This is a genomic window from Kitasatospora sp. NPDC043949 (genome assembly GCF_056435365.1).
In genome coordinates, this window is the sequence record NZ_JBWKEQ010000016.1 from 56,946 (window position 1) to 77,466 (window position 20,521).

13 protein-coding genes are annotated in these 20,521 nt (G+C 72.4%); 7 read left to right on the plus strand and 6 right to left on the minus strand.

Annotated elements, in window-relative coordinates; translation table 11 throughout:
• The first annotated feature begins 163 nt into the window (after nucleotides 1–163).
• Nucleotides 164–1,513 (plus strand): DUF1254 domain-containing protein, encoded by a 1,350-nt coding sequence (locus tag AC07AL_RS15715; RefSeq protein WP_478317653.1) that lies wholly within the window; start codon nucleotides 164–166, stop codon nucleotides 1,511–1,513.
• 83 nt (nucleotides 1,514–1,596) lie between these two features.
• On the plus strand, nucleotides 1,597–2,931 hold the full coding sequence (locus tag AC07AL_RS15720; RefSeq protein ID WP_363582171.1) for a DUF1254 domain-containing protein: 1,335 nt from the start codon (nucleotides 1,597–1,599) through the stop codon (nucleotides 2,929–2,931).
• Nucleotides 2,932–2,976: 45 nt separating this feature from the next.
• Here the strand turns inward: AC07AL_RS15720 and AC07AL_RS15725 are convergent, their stop codons facing one another.
• The gene (locus AC07AL_RS15725; protein WP_478317656.1) at nucleotides 2,977–4,851 is read right to left on the minus strand and encodes a BACON domain-containing protein; all 1,875 of its coding nucleotides are present in this window, start codon (nucleotides 4,849–4,851) and stop codon (nucleotides 2,977–2,979) included.
• A 150-nt stretch (nucleotides 4,852–5,001) separates the two neighbouring features.
• On the opposite strand from AC07AL_RS15725, the gene radA reads away from it, so the two are divergent.
• On the plus strand, nucleotides 5,002–6,501 hold the full coding sequence (gene radA / locus AC07AL_RS15730; RefSeq protein ID WP_478317658.1) for a DNA repair protein RadA: 1,500 nt from the start codon (nucleotides 5,002–5,004) through the stop codon (nucleotides 6,499–6,501).
• 201 nt (nucleotides 6,502–6,702) lie between these two features.
• Entirely contained in the window at nucleotides 6,703–7,761 is a 1,059-nt protein-coding gene (gene disA / locus AC07AL_RS15735) for a DNA integrity scanning diadenylate cyclase DisA (RefSeq protein WP_063351299.1), read from the plus strand.
• 248 nt (nucleotides 7,762–8,009) lie between these two features.
• On the opposite strand, the gene AC07AL_RS15740 is transcribed toward disA, so the two are convergent.
• The gene (locus AC07AL_RS15740; RefSeq protein ID WP_363589023.1) at nucleotides 8,010–8,882 is read right to left on the minus strand and encodes a hypothetical protein; all 873 of its coding nucleotides are present in this window, start codon (nucleotides 8,880–8,882) and stop codon (nucleotides 8,010–8,012) included.
• Nucleotides 8,883–9,076: 194 nt separating this feature from the next.
• Between AC07AL_RS15740 and AC07AL_RS15745 the strand changes: the two genes are divergently transcribed.
• Nucleotides 9,077–10,024: an HhH-GPD family protein gene (locus AC07AL_RS15745; protein WP_400809970.1), complete on the plus strand. Its 948-nt coding sequence runs from the start codon at nucleotides 9,077–9,079 to the stop codon at nucleotides 10,022–10,024.
• Between the two features lie 71 nt (nucleotides 10,025–10,095).
• Here the strand turns inward: AC07AL_RS15745 and AC07AL_RS15750 are convergent, their stop codons facing one another.
• Nucleotides 10,096–11,697, minus strand: a complete 1,602-nt coding sequence (locus tag AC07AL_RS15750) for an MDR family MFS transporter (RefSeq protein ID WP_363589021.1) — start codon at nucleotides 11,695–11,697, stop codon at nucleotides 10,096–10,098.
• Nucleotides 11,698–11,916: 219 nt separating this feature from the next.
• On the opposite strand from AC07AL_RS15750, the gene AC07AL_RS15755 reads away from it, so the two are divergent.
• Nucleotides 11,917–12,552, plus strand: a complete 636-nt coding sequence (locus AC07AL_RS15755; RefSeq protein ID WP_363589019.1) for a TetR/AcrR family transcriptional regulator — start codon at nucleotides 11,917–11,919, stop codon at nucleotides 12,550–12,552.
• A 36-nt stretch (nucleotides 12,553–12,588) separates the two neighbouring features.
• Here AC07AL_RS15755 and AC07AL_RS15760 read toward each other — a convergent pair whose 3' ends face one another.
• The gene (locus tag AC07AL_RS15760) at nucleotides 12,589–13,509 is read right to left on the minus strand and encodes a M23 family metallopeptidase (protein ID WP_363589017.1); all 921 of its coding nucleotides are present in this window, start codon (nucleotides 13,507–13,509) and stop codon (nucleotides 12,589–12,591) included.
• 373 nt (nucleotides 13,510–13,882) lie between these two features.
• Between AC07AL_RS15760 and AC07AL_RS15765 the strand changes: the two genes are divergently transcribed.
• Nucleotides 13,883–15,076 carry a threonine aldolase family protein gene (locus AC07AL_RS15765; RefSeq protein WP_363632233.1) on the plus strand — a complete coding sequence of 398 codons (1,194 nt, stop codon included), beginning with the start codon at nucleotides 13,883–13,885 and terminating at the stop codon, nucleotides 15,074–15,076.
• A 99-nt stretch (nucleotides 15,077–15,175) separates the two neighbouring features.
• On the opposite strand, the gene AC07AL_RS15770 is transcribed toward AC07AL_RS15765, so the two are convergent.
• Entirely contained in the window at nucleotides 15,176–17,533 is a 2,358-nt protein-coding gene (locus AC07AL_RS15770; RefSeq protein ID WP_400809974.1) for an immune inhibitor A domain-containing protein, read from the minus strand.
• A 341-nt stretch (nucleotides 17,534–17,874) separates the two neighbouring features.
• Nucleotides 17,875–20,394 (minus strand): ATP-dependent Clp protease ATP-binding subunit, encoded by a 2,520-nt coding sequence (locus AC07AL_RS15775; RefSeq protein ID WP_350878400.1) that lies wholly within the window; start codon nucleotides 20,392–20,394, stop codon nucleotides 17,875–17,877.
• Nucleotides 20,395–20,521 lie beyond the last annotated feature (127 nt).

The window sequence follows — 20,521 nt, forward strand, 5'->3', positions numbered from 1 at the left end:
GCAGCGCCGGTGGCCGGTGGCTGTCGGGCGCCCGGGAAGCGTCGGGCCACCCGACATGCTGACCCGCCCCGCCCCGCATAGCATCCCCTATGTACTCGTATGTCCAGAATTCCGGTGCGCGCCTGCGCCGCCGGCCTTCCGTGTACTGGGGAGAGCGACGAGCATGGCCAACCCGGCACTCGTGGACCCGGCCACGATCCGCGCGACCGCCGCCGAGGCCTGGATCCGTGGCTACCCGATCCTGCGGAACTATCGCACCCTGTACGCACAGGCACTGGACGACGCGGACCCGGGGTACGTCGGCGGCTTCGGCGTCTTCCGCCACCGCTCGCAGCCGTTCACCCCGGCCGACACCGACGTCGCCTCCCCCGACAACGACACACTGCACTCCTGGGCCTGGCTCGACCTGCGCGCCGAGCCGTGGGTGGTGTCCGTCCCGGCCGCGGACCGCTACTACGTCCTCCCGCTGCACGAACTCGACACCGTGTACGCCGGGTTCGTCGGTGCCCGGAGCACCGGCCAGGAGGCCGGCGACTACCTGGTGGCCGGCCCCGACTGGCAGGGCGAGCCCCCGCCCGGCGTCCGGGGAGTGCTCCGCACCGCCACCCGCCTGGTCGGCATCCTCGGCCGAACCCACCTCACCGGCGACACCCCCGCGGACGTCGCCGACCTGAAGGCCGTCCAGCAGCAGTACCGGCTGCGCCCGCTGCACGAGTACGCCGGCACCCCGGCGCCCGCCCCCGCGTCGGAGCCGGTCTGGCCGGTCTGGCGCGAGGAGGTGCTGGACACCGTCGAGTTCCTCAGCTTCCTCGACTTCCTGCTCGGCTTCTTCCCGCTCCGCGGGCCCGTCGAGCTGCCGCCCGCCGAGGTCGACCTGCGCGGCCGCCTCACCGACCTCGGCGTCGACGGGCGCGGCGAGTTCGAGCCCGCCACGCTGCCGATCGAGGTCCGGGCCGAGATCGAGCGCGGCATCGCGGACGGCCGCGCACGGCTGGAGCGCGCCGCCGCCGAATCCGAACCCACCAGCCCGGCCGCGCTCTTCGGCACCCGTGAGCGGATCGGCGGGGACTTCCTCCGACAGGCCCTCGGCGCCAGGCTCGGCCGCTACGGGCTGCCCACCGAGGAGACCTGGTGCGGCGGTTGGGCGGCGGACAGCGCGGGCAACCGGCCGCCGAACGCCAGCGACCGCGATTACGTCGTCCGCTTCGGCCTGGACGACCTGCCGCCGGCCCGGTACTTCTGGTCCGCCACCATGTACGCGCTCCCGGACCGCCTGCTGGTCGACAACACCCTGGACCGCTACGCGATCGGCGACCGCACCCCCGGCCTGGTCCGCGACCCGGACGGCGGACTCACCCTCCACCTCCGGCACAAGCGGCCCGCCGACGCCCAGCAATCCGCCAACTGGCTGCCCGCCCCGGACGGCCCGTTCACGGTCGTCGTCCGGCTCCACGGCCCGGACCGGTCCGTCCTCGACGGCCGTTGGCGCCTCCCGCCGCTCGACCCGAGCTGACCCGCAGCGCAGAAAAGCGCAGAAATCCGCACCGCAGAAATCCGCACCGCAGCGACCGCGCCGACCGGACGAAGGACACCCCGATGAACCACCCCGAGCTGGAGGCCCTGGCCGCCGACGCCTACGTCTACGGCTACCCGCTCGTCGCCGACCTCACCATGGTCGAGCGCTTCTCCAGGGGCGGCCTGGGCACCCTGCCGGCGGCGTCGTTCAACCACTTCAGCCACGCCACCCGGCTGGCCGGGCCCAAGGACCACTTCGTCTCGGTCAACAACGACACCCTCTACTCGATCGCCCAGCTCGACCTCTCCGAAGGCCCGCAGGTGCTGCGCGTCCCGGACACCGCGGGCGCCTACTACGTGCTGCAGGTCGTCGGCGCGTGGACGGACAACGTCGCCTACGTCGGCAGCCGAGCCACCGGCACCGGCGAGCAGACCTGGCTGATCGTCCCTCCCGGCTGGCACGGCACCCCGTCCGACCCGGCCCGGGTGATCGAGGCGCCGACCAGGGTGGCGACCGTCGTCGGCCGCTTCGCCTGCACCGGGCCGGACGACCTCCCCCGGGTCAAGGCCCTCCAGAAGGCCCTCACCCTGGAGCCGCTGGAGCCCGGCGGGCTGGTCGCCGGACTGCCCGAGCCCGATCCGGAGGTGCCCGAGCGGCTGGCCTTCTTCGAGCGGCTTCGGGTCTGGATGCAGGCCTTCCCGCCGGCCGGTCCTGACGTCGAGTACCAGCAGCGCTTCGCCCCGCTCGGCCTGCTCGACGAGGGCACCTCGCCGTACCGCGCGGCCGCCGCGGACTGGACCCTCGCGCTGGCCAAGGGCCTGGCCGCCGGCCGCGAACGGGTCGAGGACGCCACCCGCCCGCCCGAGGACCACCCGCCCGGCGAGTGGCGCTCGGCGCTCCACCTGTTCGACTACAACATCGACCACCTGGGCCCCGGCACCCTCGACGACCCCGAGTGGCGCATCCCCGACCGCCGCGCCGGCTACCTCAGCCGGGCCGCCGCCGCCCGGGCCGGCCTCTGGGGCAACCACGCCTACGAGGCCTCGTTCGCGATGACCTACGATGACTCCGGCGGCCGCCCGCTCAGCGGCGCGCACCGCTACACACTGCGGTTCGACCAGCCACCGCCCGCCGAGGCGTTCTGGTCCGTCACGATGTACGCGCTGCCGGACTACTACCTGGTGGACAACCCGATCGAGCGCTACGCGATCGGCGACCGCACCCCGGGCCTGGTGTACGGCGCGGACGGCTCGCTCACCCTGACGCTCCAGCACGAGCAGCCCGAGGACGAGGTGGAGGCGGCTAACTGGCTGCCCGCCCCGGTCGGCGAGTTCCGGCCGATCATCCGGCTCTACCAGCCGAAGCCGGCCGTGCTGGACGGCAGTTACCGGGTGCCGCCGATCGACCGGAGCTGACCGCCGTCGCCGCCGGGCGCGGACGTCGAGGGGGACACCGGCCGCTCAGTGCGGGGCCGGGGTCGCGGTGCCCGTCGCGGTGCCCGTCGGGGTGCCCGAGGGCGGTGGCGAGGACGGGTGCGCGGACGCCGACGCCGACGCCGACGCCGACGCCGACGCCGAGGACGACGCCGACGCCGACGACGAGGGAGCGCCGGCCGACGGCGACCCCGACGGGGACGGAGCCGCCGTGGCCGTCACCGACGGCTGCGGGGAACTGCTCGGCGGCGGGTCCGCCGTGGCCGACGCCGACGCCCCCGGTGCGGCGGGGGAGGAGGCCGAGCCGCCCCGGTTGTGCGGTCCGCCCTCCAGGGTGACGACCGCCTGCGAGGGCGGCAGCGCGATCCGGGCGGTCCAGTGCGCCGTGGGCGCGAGGTCCTCGTCCACGGTGACGGTCACGGTGATCCGCTGGCCCGGTGCGAGGGTGCCGGAGTCGCGGCTGAGCCGTAGCCAGGCGGCGTCCGTCACGGCGTGCCAGTGGATCTCGGTGGTGCCGGAGTCGGTGAGGGTGAGGATGGTCCGGCTGCCGTACTCGGCGGCCTCGACGGTGAGGAGTCCGACCGGGGCCGGTTCGGCTCCGCCCGGGCCGCCCCCGGTCGGCGCCTGTCCGACGGCGGGGGCGGGGGCGGCGACCAGGGCCGGACTGCCGATCGGGGTCGCCCCGCGGGCCGGTACCGGGACCGCCGGGCCCTGGAGGGTCAGCCGTGGAAAGGCAAGGGGCAACGTTTCTGCACCGATCACCCCGGCACCCACCGCCCCCGCACCCGCCAGCTCCATCCCCGGCACCCCCGGCAGCCCCGTGCCCGCCGGTGCGCCCGCCGTCGGCCACGGCTTCGACGGCTGCTGCCCGCCCGTCCGCCCGGCCTCCTCGACCCGCACCGTGGACACCGCGGACGCCGTCCCCGACCCGCCGCTCCGGTGCCCCGCCCACAGGGCGACCACCGGCGCCGCCAGGACGGCCGCGAGCACCCCGGTGGTCACCACCCGCCGACGCACCGCCAGTGCCCGGCCCGCGTCCGGCGCCCGGTGCCGGGGGAAGCCGCCCTGGTCGAACCGCAGCCCCGACTCGGCCGCCGGCACCGCCCCCGCCCGCCGCACCGCACCGACCGCCGACGGCAGGTGGCCGATCACCGACGGCAGGTGGGCCGCTCCGGCGCCCGGGGGCGCCGGAGCGGGGGCGGGAGCCGCCAGCAGCGGCAGCCCGGACATCCCCGCCGCGCCCTCCGTCGCCGCACCGGCCACCCGCCCCGCCGTCCCCCGGCAGGTCGGGCAGTCCACCACGTGCTGCACCAGCTCCCGGCGCAGCGCCGGGCCGAGCACCCAGTCCCGCCAGGACTCCGCCCCGGCCCCGCCGAGCCGGTCCAGTTCCGGGCAGCTGCCCACCCCGAGCACCAGCAACGCCGCCCTGGTCCTGGCCACCTCCGCCTCGGCGGCGGCGAGCAGCGCGCGGGTCCGCTCGAACGGCAGGCCCAGCACCGCCGCCACCTCGTGCGGGGTCAGCCGGTGCCGGACGGACAGCTCCAGCGCCTCGCGCTGCTCCGGGTCGGTGCCGGCCGCCTCCGGCCAGGCGAGCGAGGCCAGCTCGCGCCGCCGCCGGGCCGCCTCGGCCTCGGTCGGCTCCGCCGTGGCGTCCCGTCCGGCGCCGCCCGCGAGCCGCCGCAGGCAGCAGTACCGGGCCAGCGAGAACAGCCAGGCCCGGACCAGCCCGGGCTCGGTCAGCCGGGCGCCGTGCCGCCGTGCCAGTTCGCGGGCCTCGCGCAGGGCGCCGGTGGCCGCGTCGTGCTCGCACAGCACCGAGAGGCAGTAGGTGAACAGGCCGTCCACCTGCCGGTCGTACGCCGCCAGCACGGCGGCCGGCGGCCCTTCAGTACGCGTTGTCACCCGTCCGACGGTAGAGACGGCGGGCGGCGCACCCCGGCCGTTCGCCGTGTATGTACTTCTTTCGGGTAACAACATCGCCCATCTGTGTGGGTTTGGGCCCGGCTCCGGTGGAGCAAGGCGTTGTCGGACCCAGGCGCTACGGTGGGCCGCATGGCTGCCCGTACCAAGACCACCGCCAAGCCGCGCCCGGCGTACCGCTGCACCGAGTGCGGCAACCAGCTGCCCAAGTGGGTCGGCCGCTGCCCGGAGTGCAACGCCTGGGGCACGGTCGAGGAGTACGGCGCGGTGCCGATCCGGACGACCGCCGCGGGCCCGGTCAGCTCGCCGGCCCGTCCGATCGGCCAGGTGGACGGCCAGGTCGCGACGGCCCGCTCGACGGGCGTGCCGGAACTGGACAGGGTGCTCGGGGGCGGGCTGGTCCCCGGCGCGGTCGTCCTGCTGGCCGGCGAGCCCGGCGTCGGCAAGTCCACCCTGCTGCTGGACGTGGGGGGCAAGGCCGCCACCGACCGGCACCGCACGCTCTACGTCACCGGCGAGGAGTCGGCCGGTCAGGTCCGGCTGCGCGCCGACCGGATCAACGCGCTCTCCGAGCACCTCTACCTCGCCGCCGAGTCCGACCTCGGTGCGGTGCTCGGGCACATCGACGCGGTCAACCCCGGTCTGCTGATCCTGGACTCGGTGCAGACCATCGCCTCCGCCGAGCTGGACGGCGCCCCCGGCGGTCCGGCCCAGGTCCGCGAGGTGGCGGGCGCGCTGATCCGGGTGTCCAAGGAGCGCGGCATGGCGACGCTGCTGGTCGGCCACGTCACCAAGGACGGCCAGATCGCCGGCCCGCGCCTGCTGGAGCACCTGGTGGACGTGGTGCTCAGCTTCGAGGGGGACCGGCACGCCCGGCTGCGGCTCATCCGCGGGATCAAGAACCGCTACGGCGCCACCGACGAGGTGGGCTGCTTCGAGCTGCACGACGAGGGCATCGTCGGCCTGGCCGATCCGTCCGGCCTCTTCCTGACCAGGCGTGACAAGCCCGTCCCGGGCACCTGCCTCACCGTCACCCTGGAGGGCAAGCGCCCGCTGGTGGCGGAGGTGCAGGCGCTGATGGTGGATTCGCAGATCCCGTCCCCGCGGCGCACCACCTCGGGCCTGGAGTCGCCCCGGATCGCGATGATCCTGGCCGTGGTGGAGCGGCACGGCGGGGTGAAGCTCGGCAAGCAGGACATCTACACCGCGACGGTGGGCGGGGTGAAGCTGAGCGAGCCGTCCGCCGACCTCGCGATCGCGCTCGCGGTGGCCAGCTCCTCCTCGGACACCCCGCTGCCCAGCAACCTGGTGGCGATCGGTGAGGTCGGCCTGGCGGGCGAGGTACGGCGGGTGACGGGGGTGCAGCGGCGGCTGGCCGAGGCGCACCGGCTGGGCTTCACGCACGCCCTCGTCCCGCCGGATCCGGGCAAGGTGCCGCCGGGCATGAAGGTGGTCGAGGTGGCCGACATCGGCGAGGCGCTGCGGGCCATCCCGGGCCGCCGCCGGGCCGCCGCCAAGCCGCGTGCTGAGGCACCGTCGGCGCCGCCGGCCCCGCGCGCGGCCCGGGTCGTCGCGCACCCGGAGGAGCTGATGGAGGGCTGGGAGCCGCTCGACTCCGACGAACTGCGCTGACCCAAGCCCTGTCGATGCCGCACGCAGTTAGACTTTCCCCAGTCTCATTGGCCAGAAGGCAGTACCGAGCGGTACTGAGCGACAGAGCAACAGACCGCGGACCGGCGCACGGCGCGAGGCGCGCGGCACGGGGTCGACCGGAGGAGTCACGTGGCAGCCAGCGACCGGGGGGCGGACAAGGCCTCCCGTGAGGAGGCCCTGCTGCGGGCCTCCCTCAGTGCCATCGCACCCGGCACGGGGCTGCGCGACGGCCTGGAGCGGGTGCTCCGGGCCAACACCGGCGGCCTGATCGTGCTCGGTTTCGACAAGACGGTCGAGTCGATCTGCACCGGCGGCTTCGTCCTGGACGTCGAGTTCACCGCGACCCGGCTGCGCGAGCTGTGCAAGCTGGACGGCGCGGTGGTGCTGGACAAGGACATCACCAAGATCGTCCGGGCCGGCGTGCACCTGATGCCGGACTCCACCATCCCCACCGACGAGACCGGCACCCGCCACCGCACCGCGGAGCGGGTCAACCGGCAGACCGGCTTCCCGGTGGTGGCGGTCTCGCACTCGATGCGGCTGATCGCGATGTACGTCAACGGCACCCGCCGGGTGCTGGAGGACTCCACCACCGTCCTGTCCCGCGCCAACCAGGCGCTGGCCACCCTGGAGCGCTACAAGCTGCGGCTGGACGAGGTGGCCGGCACGCTGTCCGCGCTGGAGATCGAGGACCTGGTGACGGTCCGGGACGTCACCGCCGTCGCCCAGCGGCTGGAGATGGTCCGGCTGATCGCCACCGAGATCGCCGGCTACGTGCTGGAGCTCGGCATCGACGGCCGGCTGCTCTCGCTCCAGCTGGACGAGCTGATCGCGGGCGTGGAGCCGGAGCGCGAACTGGTCGCCCGGGACTACTTCCCGGAGCGGGCCGCCAAGAAGGGCCGGACGGTCAACGAGGTGCTGGCCGACCTGGAGGCGCTCACCCACGCCGAGCTGCTGGACCTTCAGACGGTCGCCAAGGCGCTCGGCTACTCGGGCTCCCCGGAGTCGCTGGACTCGGCGGTCTCGCCGCGCGGCTACCGGCTGCTGGCGAAGATCCCGCGCCTGCCCAACACAGTGATAGAGCGCCTGGTCGAGCACTTCGGCGGCCTGCAGAAGCTGCTCGCCGCCAGCATCGACGACCTGCAGACGGTCGAGGGCGTCGGCGAGACCCGGGCCCGCTCGGTCCGCGAGGGCCTGTCCCGGCTCGCCGAATCGTCCATCCTGGAGCGCTACGTCTGACCCGGCGCCACGTCCGGCCTGACGCACCGCCGCGCACGGCCCCCGGGGAACGCCCCGGGGGCCGTCGCGCACCCCGCCGAGTCCACCCCCGCCGAGCCATCCCGACCGGCGCGCCTCGACCAGCGCACCCGGACCAGCGCACCCTGGCCGGCCCGTGAGACGCCGAAGCCCCCGGCCGCGTCGGCCGGGGGCTTCGAGTCGAGTCGAGTCGAGTCGAGTCGAGTCGAGTCGAGTCGAGTCGAGGGGGCTCAGCTGTCCAGGCGGATCGAGGAGCGCGCCGAGACCTGGCCGCCGGAGAGCCCGGTGAGGTCGGCGACCACCAGGTAGGTGCCCGCCGCGGGGGGCGCCGGGTCGGCGGTGGCGCACTGCGGCTTGCTGCGGCTGCGGTCCCAGGTGAAGGTCTCGGTCAGGCCGTTGTTGGCCGGGATCTGCACCCAGCTGCTGCCGCGGTCGGACGGGCAGTCGCCGGAGGACCAGACCCGGTCGCCGTTGCTGGCGGTCACGGTGATCGCGGAGGCCGTCCGGCCCAGGTCCACCCGGCAGTTGGCGCCGGAGGCGTTCTTCACGGTGAGCGAGAGCCGCGGCTTGTCCTTGGGCTGGTACGAGTTCTGCGCGCTGGCCAGCTCCAGGGTGACCTGCGAGGAGACGCAGACCGGAAGCGCCATCACCTCGGGCGTGTTCACCACCGGGGCGCCGCCGCCCGAGCCGCCGGAACCGCCGGCCGCGGCGCCGCCCGCCGCCGCACCGCCACCCGTGCCCCCGCCGGTGGCAGGAGCCGGGTTGGCGCCGCCGCCGGTGCCGCCGGTGCTGAGGCTGACCTCGCCGCCGCCGGAGCCGGCCACCGGGCCGCCGCTCGCGTTGCCGCCGCTGCCGCCGCCGGGGCGCGCCGCGGGGCCGCTCGGGGACGCGCCGGGTGTGATGGACTGGGCGGGGGTCTGGCTCTGGGACGGAACGGCCTGCGCGGCCTTGCTCGATGAGCCGCCGTCACCGCCCCCGTCCTGATCGATCATCAGCCAGGCGATCAGGGCGGCGACCGCCGCGACGGCGACGAGCACGACGACGCGCCGACGCCAGTAGATCGAGGCCGGCAGCGGTCCCACGGGTTGACGCAGAGAGGGCACGCCCAAACTCTACGAGACTGTGTGTGCCGCTTGACGCACCAACACCGCACAGTCGCCCCTTCCTTCACATGATCCGCCATTTGCGCCGTTCGAGGGAGCTTCGAAGCGGTGGTTCTCCGGGAGATCCGCAGGGATATCCGGAGTTCTTTTCTCCGCTTCGGTCGCGCCCGTCGACATGGGAGGATCGAAGGGCCATGGCTGCCATCACTGTCACCCCCGCCCCCGTCCCCCCGGCAGGCGCCGCGCCGGACGCCGTCCGGCTTTCGATGCCCCTGCCGCTGCTGCACGCGACCGTCCTCGACTGGTACGAGGCCGACAAGCGCGACCTCCCCTGGCGGACGCCCGAGGCGACGCCCTGGGCGATCATGGTGAGCGAGTTCATGCTCCAGCAGACTCCGGTGAAGCGGGTGCTGCCCGCCTGGGAGGCGTGGCTGACCCGCTGGCCAACCCCGGCCGACCTCGCGGCCGAGGCGCCCGGCGAGGCGGTCCGGATGTGGGGCCGGCTCGGCTACCCGCGCCGCGCGCTGCGGCTGCACGCGGCCGCGGTGGCGATCACCGAGGAGCACGGCGGCGAGGTGCCGGACGACCACGCCACCCTGCTCTCGCTGCCCGGGGTGGGGGAGTACACGGCCGCCGCGGTCGCCTCCTTCGCCTTCCGCCAGCGGCACGTGGTGCTGGACACCAACGTCCGCCGGGTGTTCGCCCGCGCGGTGTCCGGCGTCGAGTACCCGGCCCAGGCCACCACGGCCGCCGAGCGCCGGACGGCGACGGCGCTGCTGCCCGACGACGCCGAGACCGCGGCCACCTGGGCGGTCGGCGTGATGGAGCTGGGCGCGCTGGTCTGCACCGCGCGCGGCCCGGAGTGCGGGGGCTGCCCGCTGTTCGCCCACTGCGCCTGGCAGCGGGCCGGCCGCCCGCCGTACGAGGGCCCGGCCCGGCGCGGCCAGACCTACGAGGGGACGGACCGGCAGGTGCGCGGCAAGCTGCTCGCGGTGCTGCGGGAGTCGCACGGCTCGGTGCCGCAGGCCCGGCTGGACGCGGTCTGGCCGGACGCGGTGCAGCGGGCCCGGGCGCTGGACGGCCTGGTCGCGGACGGCCTGGTGGAGCCCGTCGAGCAGGGCGTCTACCGGCTTCCCCAGTAGTCGGCCACGAACGCGGGACGGCGCCCCCGGAGGAGTCCTCCGGGGGCGCCGTCGTGTCGGCGGGAGGGCGGTCAGACGGCCGCCGCCTCCAGCGAGGCCTCGGCGGACTTGTCCGCCTTGCCCGTGCCGGTGCCGCGCAGCGGCACCTCGCGCATGAACACCGCGGCGGCGATCGCGACCACGGCCACCCCGGCACCCCACAGGAAGACGGTGTGCATGCCGTTGGATACCGCGTGGTGGTAGGCGTCCTGGATGTTCTCGGGGAGCTTGCGCAGGTCCGCCGGGCTCATCTGGCCCGGGTCCTTCACGCCGCCGCCGGCCGCCGCGTGGTCGCCCAGCCGCTCCTTCATGGTGTCGGTGACCCGGTTGTTGAACAGGGCGCCGAACAGCGCGACACCGAAGGAACCGCCGATGGTGCGGAACAGGGTGGCGGTGGAGCTGGCCACGCCCATGTCCTTGAGCTCGACGCTGTTCTGCGCGACCAGCATGGTGATCTGCATCAGGAAGCCCATGCCGGCGCCGAGCACGACCATCCAGCAGGCGGAGGTGAAGCTGCTGGTCGTGGTGCCCATGGTGGAGAGCAGCACCATGCCGACGGTCATCACGATGGTGCCGATGATCGGGAATATCCGGTACTTGCCGGTCTTGGTGACGGCCTGGCCGACCACCAGCGAGACGACCAGCATGCCGAACATCATCGGCATCAGCAGCAGGCCGGAGTTGGTGGCCGAGGCGCCCTGGACGATCTGCTGGTAGAGCGGCAGGAAGACGGTCGAGCCGAACATCACGAAGCCGACGATGAAGCCGATGATCGAGACCAGGGTGAAGTTCAGGTTCTTGAACAGGCTCAGCGGCAGCATCGGCTCCTGCACCCGCTGCTCGACGTAGCAGAAGGCGATCAGCGTCGCGGCGGCGAGCGCGGCGAGGCCCAGGATCTGCTTGGAGCCCCAGTCGTACTGCTGGCCGCCCCAGGTGGTGATCAGGACGAGCGAGGTGATGCCCGTCGTGAGCAGGATGGCGCCCCAGTAGTCGATCCGGGCGTTGTTGCGGACCTTCGGCAGCTTCAGGGTGACGACGACCACGGCGAGTGCGATCACGCCGAGCGGCAGGTTGATGTAGAAGGTCCAGTGCCAGCTCAGGTGGTCGGTGATGAAGCCGCCGACCAGCGGGCCGCCGATGGTGGCGAGGGCCATGACCGCGGCGAACATGCCCTGGTACTTGCCGCGGTCACGCGGCGCGACCAGCGCACCCATGATCGACATGACGCCGACCATCAGACCGCCGGCGCCCAGGCCCTGGAGGGCGCGGAAGCCGATCAGCTCGTTCATGTTCTGCGACAGGCCGGACAGCGCCGAGCCCACCAGGAAGATCACGATCGAGGTGAGGAAGGTGCCCTTGCGGCCGTAGAGGTCGCCGAGCTTGCCCCAGATCGGGGTGGAGGCGGCGGTGGCCAGGGTGTACGAGGTGACGACCCAGGACAGGTGCTCGGCGCCGCCGAGGTCGCCGACGATGGTCGGCATCGCGGTGCCGACGATCAGGTTGTCGAGCATGGCCAGCAGCATGGTGACGACCAGGCCGACCATGACGAGGCGGATCTCGCGGGGCGACCGCGGCTGCTCCTCCTCGGCTGACTTCTCCTCCGGTACCGGGCCGGTGGTCTTGGACTGTGACATGAGGTGGTGTCTCCCGGAGGGGTTTTTCGGACGGGCGGAGGCCGCGCAGTGATTCACTTACTTGACGCCCGGCTAGTTTGTGGACCGTCGGCACGGTAAGTTGTTTACTAGCCGGTCGTCAAGCCAGTTTCCCGCCCGGCTGCCTGGGCAGGGAGAATGGGCCCGGGGCGGACGCCACCGGGGTCCGCAGCAGTCACCGACGCACTCATGAGGCAGGCCATGGGCACTCCGCACAGCCCCCGCAGCGACACGCGGTCCCGCATCATCGAGGTGTCCCTGGAGCTCTTCTCCGAGCAGGGCTACGAGCAGACCTCGCTGCGCGAGATCGCCGACCGCCTCGGTGTCACCAAGGCCGCGCTCTACTACCACTTCAAGACCAAGGACGACATCGTCCTGGGCATCGTGGAGCGGATGGCCGCGCCGATCGACGAGACCATCGCGTGGGGCCGGCAGCAGTCCTGGAGCCCGGAGATGCGCGACGAGCTGATCCGCCGCTTCGCCGACGGGATGGCCGAGCGGGCGCCGCTGCTGCGCTTCTTCCACGAGAACCAGCCCGCGCTGCGCGAGTCCGCGGCCGGGCTGGCGTTCAAGGACCGCATGATCACGATGATCCAGCTGGTGCACGGGCCGGACGCCGACTTTCGGGAGCGGCTGCGCGCCACGATGTCGCTGTTCACCGTCCACTCGGCGATGTTCCTGCTCAAGCAGGACGCCGCGGACTGCGACCACGGCGACAACGTGTGGGGCGAGTCCTCGCCGCCGGCGGCCACCCTGGAGGAGGCGATCGGGGCGGCCCGGGAGGTCGCGCTGGAGATCGGCGGCCGGATCGGCCACCCGGCCCCCGCCCACTCCTGAGCGGACGGGCGGGCGGACCGGTGGCTGGGGCCGGGCTCAGAACGCGGTGACGCCGTGCCCCGCGAGGTACGCGATCGGGTTCACCACCGCGCCGTAGCGGTTGCTGGTGCGGATCTCGAAGTGCAGGTGGGGTCCGGTCGAGTTGCCGGTGCTCCCGGACCGCCCGATCTGCTCGCCCGCCGACACCTGCTCCCCCGGCGAGACCCCGAGCGAGGACAGGTGCGCGTACTGCGCGTAGTGCCCGTCCTCCAGCCGCAGCACGACCTCCTTGCCGTACGAGCCGTCCCAGCCGGCCGACACCACGGTCGCGTTCCCGACCGCCAGCAGCGGCGTGCCCGGGTCGACCGCGAAGTCCACCCCGGTGTGGTACCCGGCGGCGTACTCGGAGTTGGCCACCCCGTACGGGTTGCTGGTCGGCGCGTCCGGCACCGGGGCCGACCACTCCGGAGCCGGAGCGGGCTCCGGTGCGGGCGCGGCCTCGGGCTCCGTCGCGGGGGCCTCGGCCGGCGCGTCGGCGACGGGCGGCTCCACCGGCAGCAGGTTGGCGGCCACCGCCACGAACTCCTGCGCCGAGTCGCCGTCGTTCGGCAGCCGGTACGGGCTCGGCCCGGCCACCTGGACCAGCCCCGGGCTGGGCACGGCGGCCTGCGGCGCGGTGAAGGCCGAGCTGCCGGGCGTGGTGGGCCGGACGGTCTGCGCCGAGGCGCTGCCGGGCGCGGCCACCAGCAGTGCGCCGGCGAGCAGCACCGCGGCCGCCCCGGCGGCGACCACCGCGCGCTCCCGTTCGGCCTGCGGGTGCCCGCCGGGCAGCGGGTGCCGGGGCGCGGCGAGCGCGCGCAGCGGCGCGGCATGGGTGCGGGCGGCATGGCCGAGCCGGGGCTGCCAGGCCGCCGCCTGGGCCGCCGTTCGGGCGGCGAGCCGGCGCAGGACCGGCCCCACGGGCGGGACAGAGGACATCGGTAGCCGTACCTCACGGTGGACGAGGGCAGCACGAAGTGCCCGTTCGGGCGCGTGCTGAGCGGGGGACCACTCAGGTGTAACGGTCACCGAGCGGAGTCCCAAACGGCGTGACGTACTACGGCGTGTAGTCAGCGTCGCGCCGGAGATTCAAGCTGACGGAGTAATGATCATGAGATCCGATCGTCTACCACCGGCCTGTGGCGGGCCGCCCGCGCCCGCGGCCGGGCTACTACCGCCGGTCGTACCGCGCCCGACGGGAGCCCGGCCGGTGTGACCAGCGCCATGCCCGTCCGGGGTTTGGGTCGGCCGCGCACCCCTTTCCGCCGTCCGCCCCGCTGACCTGGCGGGCCCGCTGGGGGACCATCGACGCATGTATGGCAACAGGAGCGAAGACCTCGACGGCAATGACCGCCCGAGCCTGCCGGACCGCCGCTTCGCCGCCCTGCGCGGCTGCGAGCGGATCCTGTCCGGCGACCGGCCGCAGAGCATGCGCGAACGCCTCGCCGCCCTCGCGGGGGAGGGCGGCGGCCATGACCTGGACCACCGCCCGGACCAGTACGGCGACGGCGTGGTCCGCACCCTCGAACGCACGGTCGCCGACCTGCTCGGCACCGAGGACGCGGCCTTCTTCCCCACCGGCACCATGGCCCAGCAGGTCGCCCTGCGGATCCACGCCGAGGCGGCCGGGCTGCGCACCGTCGCGACCCACCCGCTGGCCCACACCGACCAGCACGAGCGGCACGCGCTCGGCGTGCTGACCGGCCTGCGCAGCGTCTGGCCGACCATGGCCCCGCGCCAGCCCACCGTCGAGGAACTGCGCTCCTTCGACGAGCCGTACGCCGCGCTCAGCCTGGAGCTGCCGCTGCGCGAGGCCGGCTTCGTGCTGCCCGACTGGGCGGCGCTGGCGGCGCTGGCCGGGGTCGTCCGGGAGGAGTGCGGCGCGGCCCTGCACCTGGACGGTGCCCGGATCTGGGAGTCGGTGTTCCACCTCGGGCACCCGCTGCCGGAGATCGTCGCGCTGGCCGACTCGGTCTACGTGTCCTTCTACAAGACGCTCGGCGGCATCAGCGGCGCCGCGCTGGCCGGTTCGCGGGGCTTCGTCCGCACCGCCAGGGCCTGGCGGCACCGGTACGGCGGCCAGCTCTACCAGCAGTGGCCGGCGGCTCTCGCCGCGCTGGCCGGGCTGGACGCCCGACTCCCGCTGCTGGAGCGGTACGTGACGCACGCCAAGGTGGTCGCCGAGGCGCTGGACGCGGCCTTCGCGGCGGTCCCGGGCGCCCGGGTGCACCCGGCCCCGCCGCACACCCACCAGTTCCAGTTCTGGCTGCCGTACGCCGCCGGGGAGTTGGACGAGGCCGGGCTGGGGCTGGCCGAGGAGACCGGGGTCGCCCTGTTCGGCGGCTGGCGCGAGCGGGACCTGCCGGGCCTGGCGATGACCGAGGTCACGGTGTCGGCGTCCGCGCTCGACTGGACGGCGGCGGACGTCGCCGAGGCGGCCGCCGCCTTCCTGGACCGGCTGCCGGCCCGGGGCGCCGGGGCCGGTGGGAGCCGCAGCGGGGCCTGACCGGAAAGCGTCCGGCCCGCCCCCGCGCGATGCGGGGACGGGCCGGACGTGGTGGGTCAGAACCGCCTGGTCACAGGCTGATCGCTACTGCTCGACCGATCAGTTGTCGACCGGGCGGACCCGAATCCAGGTCTCCAGGTAGTTCGAGGACTCGTTCTCGACCTCGATGCTGGTACCGGTCTTCGGGACGTCCACGCCGCTGTACGGGTTGTCCTTGGACCACCACGACTTCAGGTCCGAGAACTCGTCGACGCCCTTGGCCTTCGGGACGACCGTCTCGACGCCGTTCTTGTGCAGGGTCAGCTGGCTGGTCTTGCGCGAGCCGAAGGTCGAGTCGTAACCCTGCATGCGCGGACGCAGCAGGGCGCCGTCGCTCCACTTGAGCGGGGTCGGGTGCGAGTCGATCGGCAGGATCAGACCGTGGCCCGGGTGGGCGCTGACGTTGTTGTTGGGCTGCGACTCGTCCCAGAACCAGATCAGCAGACCGGGCTGGTACGGGTAGTACTCGACCCACTTCGGCCGGCTGTTACCCCAGCCGAAGTTGTACGGGCCGGTCTTCAGGGTCTGGTCGAAGGAGACGTACTGGCGGTTCTCCGCGATGTAGTACTGCCCGTAGTCCTTGGTGTAGCTGCCGGCGAAGCGGGTGAAGCCCTTGGCCACCCAGCCGTTGTCACCGTTCTCGACGTCGTCGCTGAAGACCGTCGAACCGTCGGCGGTCACCGAGATGTCGTCGACGGCGAAGCCGCGGTAGTGCAGGCCACCGTCGGTGGTGTTGTGGAAGCGGACCTTGACGGCCTTGCCGGCGTAGGCGTCCAGCGAGAAGGACACGTCGCCCCAGGCGGCGGTGAGACCGGTGAGGGCCGCGCGGCCGCCGGCGTCCTTCGTGATCGGCTTGCCGTTCCAGGTGCCGTCCAGGGCGGTCCAGTTGGTGCCGCCGTCGGTGGAGACCTCGGCGAAGGCGTAGTCGAAGTTCGCCTCCAGCTCGTACCAGGCCTTGGCGTTCAGGCTGGCCTTGGTCTTGCCGGTCAGGTCGATGTCACGGGTGAGCGTGACGTTCAGGTTGTCGTCGCTGCCGCTCCACCACTCGCTCTTGCCCGAAGCGGGCTTGTTGATGTCGGTGGGGATGGTCTTCTTCGGCAGCTCGACGACCAGGGCCTGCGGGAGGCTGCTGTTGTACTCGACCGGGCCGATGTGGTGGGTCGACTCGGTGCCGGCCTTGGCCTTGTCGAACTTCAGCCAGCCGAGCTTGAGCTTGCTCCAGGCGTCGAGGTCGTTCGGCATGTCACCGATGGCGCCCTTGCCCTCGCCGAGCCAGGAACCGGAGGACATCAGCGACCAGAAGCCGACCGAGTTGTCGATGCCGGTGCCGGCGGTGTCGTAGAGGTCCGGCAGACCGAGGTCGTGGCCGTACTCGTGGGCGAAGACGCCGAGGCCGCCGTTCTCCGGCTGCATCGTGTAGTCGCCGATCCAGAAGCCGGAGTCGCCGACCTGGACGCCGCCGAGCTTGTTGTCGGCCGGGCCCGCCTGGCCGTTCAGGTTGCCGTAGGCGTACGCGCGGTGGGCCCACAGGGCCTTGCTGCCCTGCTTGCCGCCGCCGGCCGACTTGTCCTCACCGGCGTGCACGATCTGGAAGTGGTCGATGTACCCGTCGGGCTGGTTGAAGTTCCCGTCGTTGTGGGAGCCGTAGCGGTCCCACTGGTCGTACGACGCCAGGGTGGCCTTGAGCTGCTCCTTGGTCTGCCCCTTGGCCAGCTGGTCCTTGTACCAGATGTCCACGGCGTCGCGGATCAGGTCCTGGGCGCTGTCGCAGACGTTGGAGCCGCAGTAGTCCGAGCCGTACCGGGCCTCGTTCCACGGCACCCGCACCCAGTCCGAGACCACGCCGTCGACCGAGTAGCGGCCCGAGGACTGCTTCTCGTAGAAGGTCTTCAGCGAGGGCTTGTCCTTGGAGAAGTACAGCTCCTGGAAGTGCTGCTGGTTGTAGTCGGCCTGCCAGGCGGTCGAGTTGTCGTTGGCGCGGTCCGGCTTCTCGATCTCGTTGTGCTTCGGGCCGGGCTCACCGCCGTACATGACCTTGCCGTCTTCGGTCTTGGTGGTGTTGTCCACCTGGTCGCCGAAGTCGACGAGGATGGTGAAGATCTTGTCCGTGCGCTCGCGACCGAGCTCCACGTACTTGTCCTTGCCCAGCTTGATGCTGCTGCTGCCGTTGTGCTGCTCGACCTGGGCGGTGCCCGCGATCAGCTGCTCGGTGGCGGCCTTCTGCTCGGCCTCGACCTTCTCGGTCAGCGGGCCCGGCAGGTTGTGCTCGATGTTGGCGGACTGGACGGCGTCGGCCGGGTCCCTGGGTGCGGGAGCCGAGCCCGCGGCGACGGCGGTGGCCGGGAACAGGCCCGCGCCGAGCGCGACTATGACCGCTGCGGCCGTGGCAGCCGCAGCGGATCTCCTGATGTTCTTCAAAGTTGTGACGTCCTCCCCGACCGGGGCCAGCTCTTGGCCAAAGCCCGGCAAACCAAAATGAAAGACAGGTGGACGTCATTTGATACAAGCGTGGACAGAAAAGATAGCCCTTGACCATGACATGGCCACGGCGCTATCCTGCGCAACTTCCGATCAGCTGACCATATGTCAACCGTATGTCCGTTAAAGCTTACTGAGAAATCGGACGCACCCGCACCAGCCCGCCGCGAGGCCATCCGCCCTCGCCCACGGGCGCCCCCGGTCCGGTCGGCCGGAACGCGCCGAGCCCCCGGCGCGGACGCCGGGGGCTCGGTAGCTGTGAAGTTGTCTGTTAAATGTTGCTACTTCGTCAGGTCCGGGCCGGACGAGGCGACCGCGGCCGGGGTGTCCGCGACGGCCGACTTCTCCTCACCGCGGAAGGTGAACTTGGCCTCCTTGCCCTCACCCTCGACACCGACGACCACGATGTGGCCGGCCCGCAGCTCGCCGAAGAGGATCTTCTCGGAGAGGTGGTCCTCGATCTCGCGCTGGATGGTGCGGCGCAGCGGCCGGGCGCCCAGGATCGGGTCGTAGCCGCGCTTGGCCAGCAGCTTCTTGGCCTCGACGCTGAGCTCCAGGCCCATGTCCTTGTCCTTGAGGCGGCCGTCCACCTTCTCGATCATCAGGTCGACGATCTGGATGATGTCTTCCTCGGACAGCTGGTGGAACACCACGATGTCGTCGACGCGGTTCAGGAACTCGGGGCGGAAGTGCTGCTTGAGCTCCTCGCCGACCTTCGCCTTCATCCGCTCGTACCCGGTCGTGGAGTCACCCGTGGCCGCGAAGCCCAGGTTGAAGCCCTTGGAGATGTCCCGGGTGCCGAGGTTGGTCGTCATGATGATGACGGTGTTCTTGAAGTCGACCACGCGGCCCTGGGAGTCGGTCAGGCGACCGTCCTCCAGGATCTGCAGCAGCGAGTTGAAGATGTCCGGGTGGGCCTTCTCGACCTCGTCGAAGAGGACGACGGAGAACGGCTTGCGGCGGACCTTCTCGGTCAGCTGGCCGCCCTCCTCGTAGCCCACGTACCCGGGGGGCGAACCGAAGAGCCGGGAGACGGTGTGCTTCTCGGAGAACTCGGACATGTCGAGCGCGATCAGCGCGTCCTCGTCGCCGAAGAGGAACTCGGCGAGCGTCTTGGACAGCTCGGTCTTACCGACGCCGGACGGGCCGGCGAAGATGAACGAGCCGCCGGGGCGCTTCGGGTCCTTGAGGCCCGCACGGGTGCGCCGGATGGCCTGGGAGAGCGCCTTGATGGCGTCCTTCTGGCCGATGACGCGCTTGTGCAGCTCGTCCTCCATGCGCAGCAGCCGCGAGGTCTCCTCCTCGGTCAGCTTGAAGACCGGGATGCCGGTGGCGGTGGCCAGGACCTCGGCGATGAGCTCCTCGTTGACCTCCGCGACGACGTCCATGTCGCCGGCCTTCCACTCCTTCTCGCGCTTGGCCTTGGCCTGAAGGAGCTGCTTCTCGTCGTCGCGCAGGGACGCGGCCTTCTCGAAGTCCTGCGCGTCGATCGCGCTCTCCTTCTCGCGGCGCACGTCGGCGATCTTCTCGTCGAACTCGCGCAGGTCCGGCGGCGCGGTCATCCGGCGGATGCGCATTCGGGAGCCGGCCTCGTCGATCAGGTCGATCGCCTTGTCCGGCAGGAAGCGGTCCGAGATGTAGCGGTCGGCCAGGGTGGCGGCGGCGACCAGCGCGGAGTCCGTGATGGAGACCCGGTGGTGGGCCTCGTAGCGGTCGCGCAGACCCTTGAGGATCTCGATGGTGTGCGGCAGCGACGGCTCGGCGACCTGGATCGGCTGGAAGCGGCGCTCCAGCGCGGCGTCCTTCTCCAGGTGCTTGCGGTACTCGTCCAGGGTGGTCGCACCGATGGTCTGCAGCTCGCCGCGGGCCAGCATCGGCTTGAGGATGCTGGCGGCGTCGATGGCGCCCTCGGCGGCGCCCGCGCCGACCAGGGTGTGCAGCTCGTCGATGAACAGGATGATGTCGCCGCGGGTGCGGATCTCCTTGAGCACCTTCTTCAGGCGCTCCTCGAAGTCACCGCGGTAGCGCGAGCCGGCCACCAGGGCGCCCAGGTCCAGCGTGTAGAGCTGCTTGTCCTTGAGCGTCTCCGGGACCTCGCCCTTGACGATCGCCTGCGCCAGGCCCTCGACCACGGCGGTCTTGCCCACGCCGGGCTCGCCGATCAGGACCGGGTTGTTCTTGGTGCGGCGGGACAGCACCTGCATGACCCGCTCGATCTCCTTCTCGCGCCCGATGACCGGGTCGAGCTTGGCCTCGCGGGCGGCCTGGGTGAGGTTGCGGCCGAACTGGTCCAGGACCAGCGAGGTCGACGGGGTGCCCTCGGCGGGCCCGCCGGCCGTGGCCGACTCCTTGCCGCCGCCGGTCTGGTAGCCGGAGAGCAGCTGGATGACCTGCTGGCGCACCCGGTTGAGGTCGGCGCCCAGCTTGACCAGGACCTGGGCGGCGACGCCCTCGCCCTCGCGGATCAGACCGAGCAGGATGTGCTCGGTGCCGATGTAGTTGTGGCCGAGCTGCAGCGCCTCCCGGAGCGACAGCTCCAGGACCTTCTTCGCCCGCGGGGTGAAGGGAATGTGGCCGGACGGGGCCTGCTGCCCCTGGCCGATGATCTCCTCGACCTGCTGGCGCACGGCCTCAAGGGAAATCCCGAGGCTCTCCAGGGCCTTGGCGGCGACGCCCTCGCCCTCGTGGATCAGACCCAGGAGGATGTGCTCGGTGCCGATGTAGTTGTGGTTGAGCATCCGGGCTTCTTCCTGAGCCAGGACGACAACCCGCCGCGCGCGGTCGGTGAACCTCTCGAACATCGTTTATCGCTCCTCAGAGCGGTCGGGCAGTTCGGGGTCGGTCCCCGCCCTGTCCTTCCGCATGCTAGTCCCGCTCAGCGGCGCGGCCCACGGATTCACTCCCCGGTACGGGAGCGAGATGCTGCGC

Excerpts from the sequence above, each read along its gene's own strand:
- AC07AL_RS15765 (WP_363632233.1), top strand. The coding sequence starts at position 13,883 with ATGTATGGCAACAGGAGCGAAGACCTCGACGGCAATGACCGCCCGAGC.
- AC07AL_RS15750 (WP_363589021.1), bottom strand. The coding sequence starts at position 11,697 with ATGTCACAGTCCAAGACCACCGGCCCGGTACCGGAGGAGAAGTCAGCC.
- AC07AL_RS15720 (WP_363582171.1), top strand. The coding sequence starts at position 1,597 with ATGAACCACCCCGAGCTGGAGGCCCTGGCCGCCGACGCCTACGTCTAC.
- AC07AL_RS15755 (WP_363589019.1), top strand. The coding sequence starts at position 11,917 with ATGGGCACTCCGCACAGCCCCCGCAGCGACACGCGGTCCCGCATCATC.
- AC07AL_RS15775 (WP_350878400.1), bottom strand. The coding sequence starts at position 20,394 with ATGTTCGAGAGGTTCACCGACCGCGCGCGGCGGGTTGTCGTCCTGGCT.
- AC07AL_RS15715 (WP_478317653.1), top strand. The coding sequence starts at position 164 with ATGGCCAACCCGGCACTCGTGGACCCGGCCACGATCCGCGCGACCGCC.
- radA (WP_478317658.1), top strand. The coding sequence starts at position 5,002 with ATGGCTGCCCGTACCAAGACCACCGCCAAGCCGCGCCCGGCGTACCGC.
- AC07AL_RS15760 (WP_363589017.1), bottom strand. The coding sequence starts at position 13,509 with ATGTCCTCTGTCCCGCCCGTGGGGCCGGTCCTGCGCCGGCTCGCCGCC.
- AC07AL_RS15745 (WP_400809970.1), top strand. The coding sequence starts at position 9,077 with ATGGCTGCCATCACTGTCACCCCCGCCCCCGTCCCCCCGGCAGGCGCC.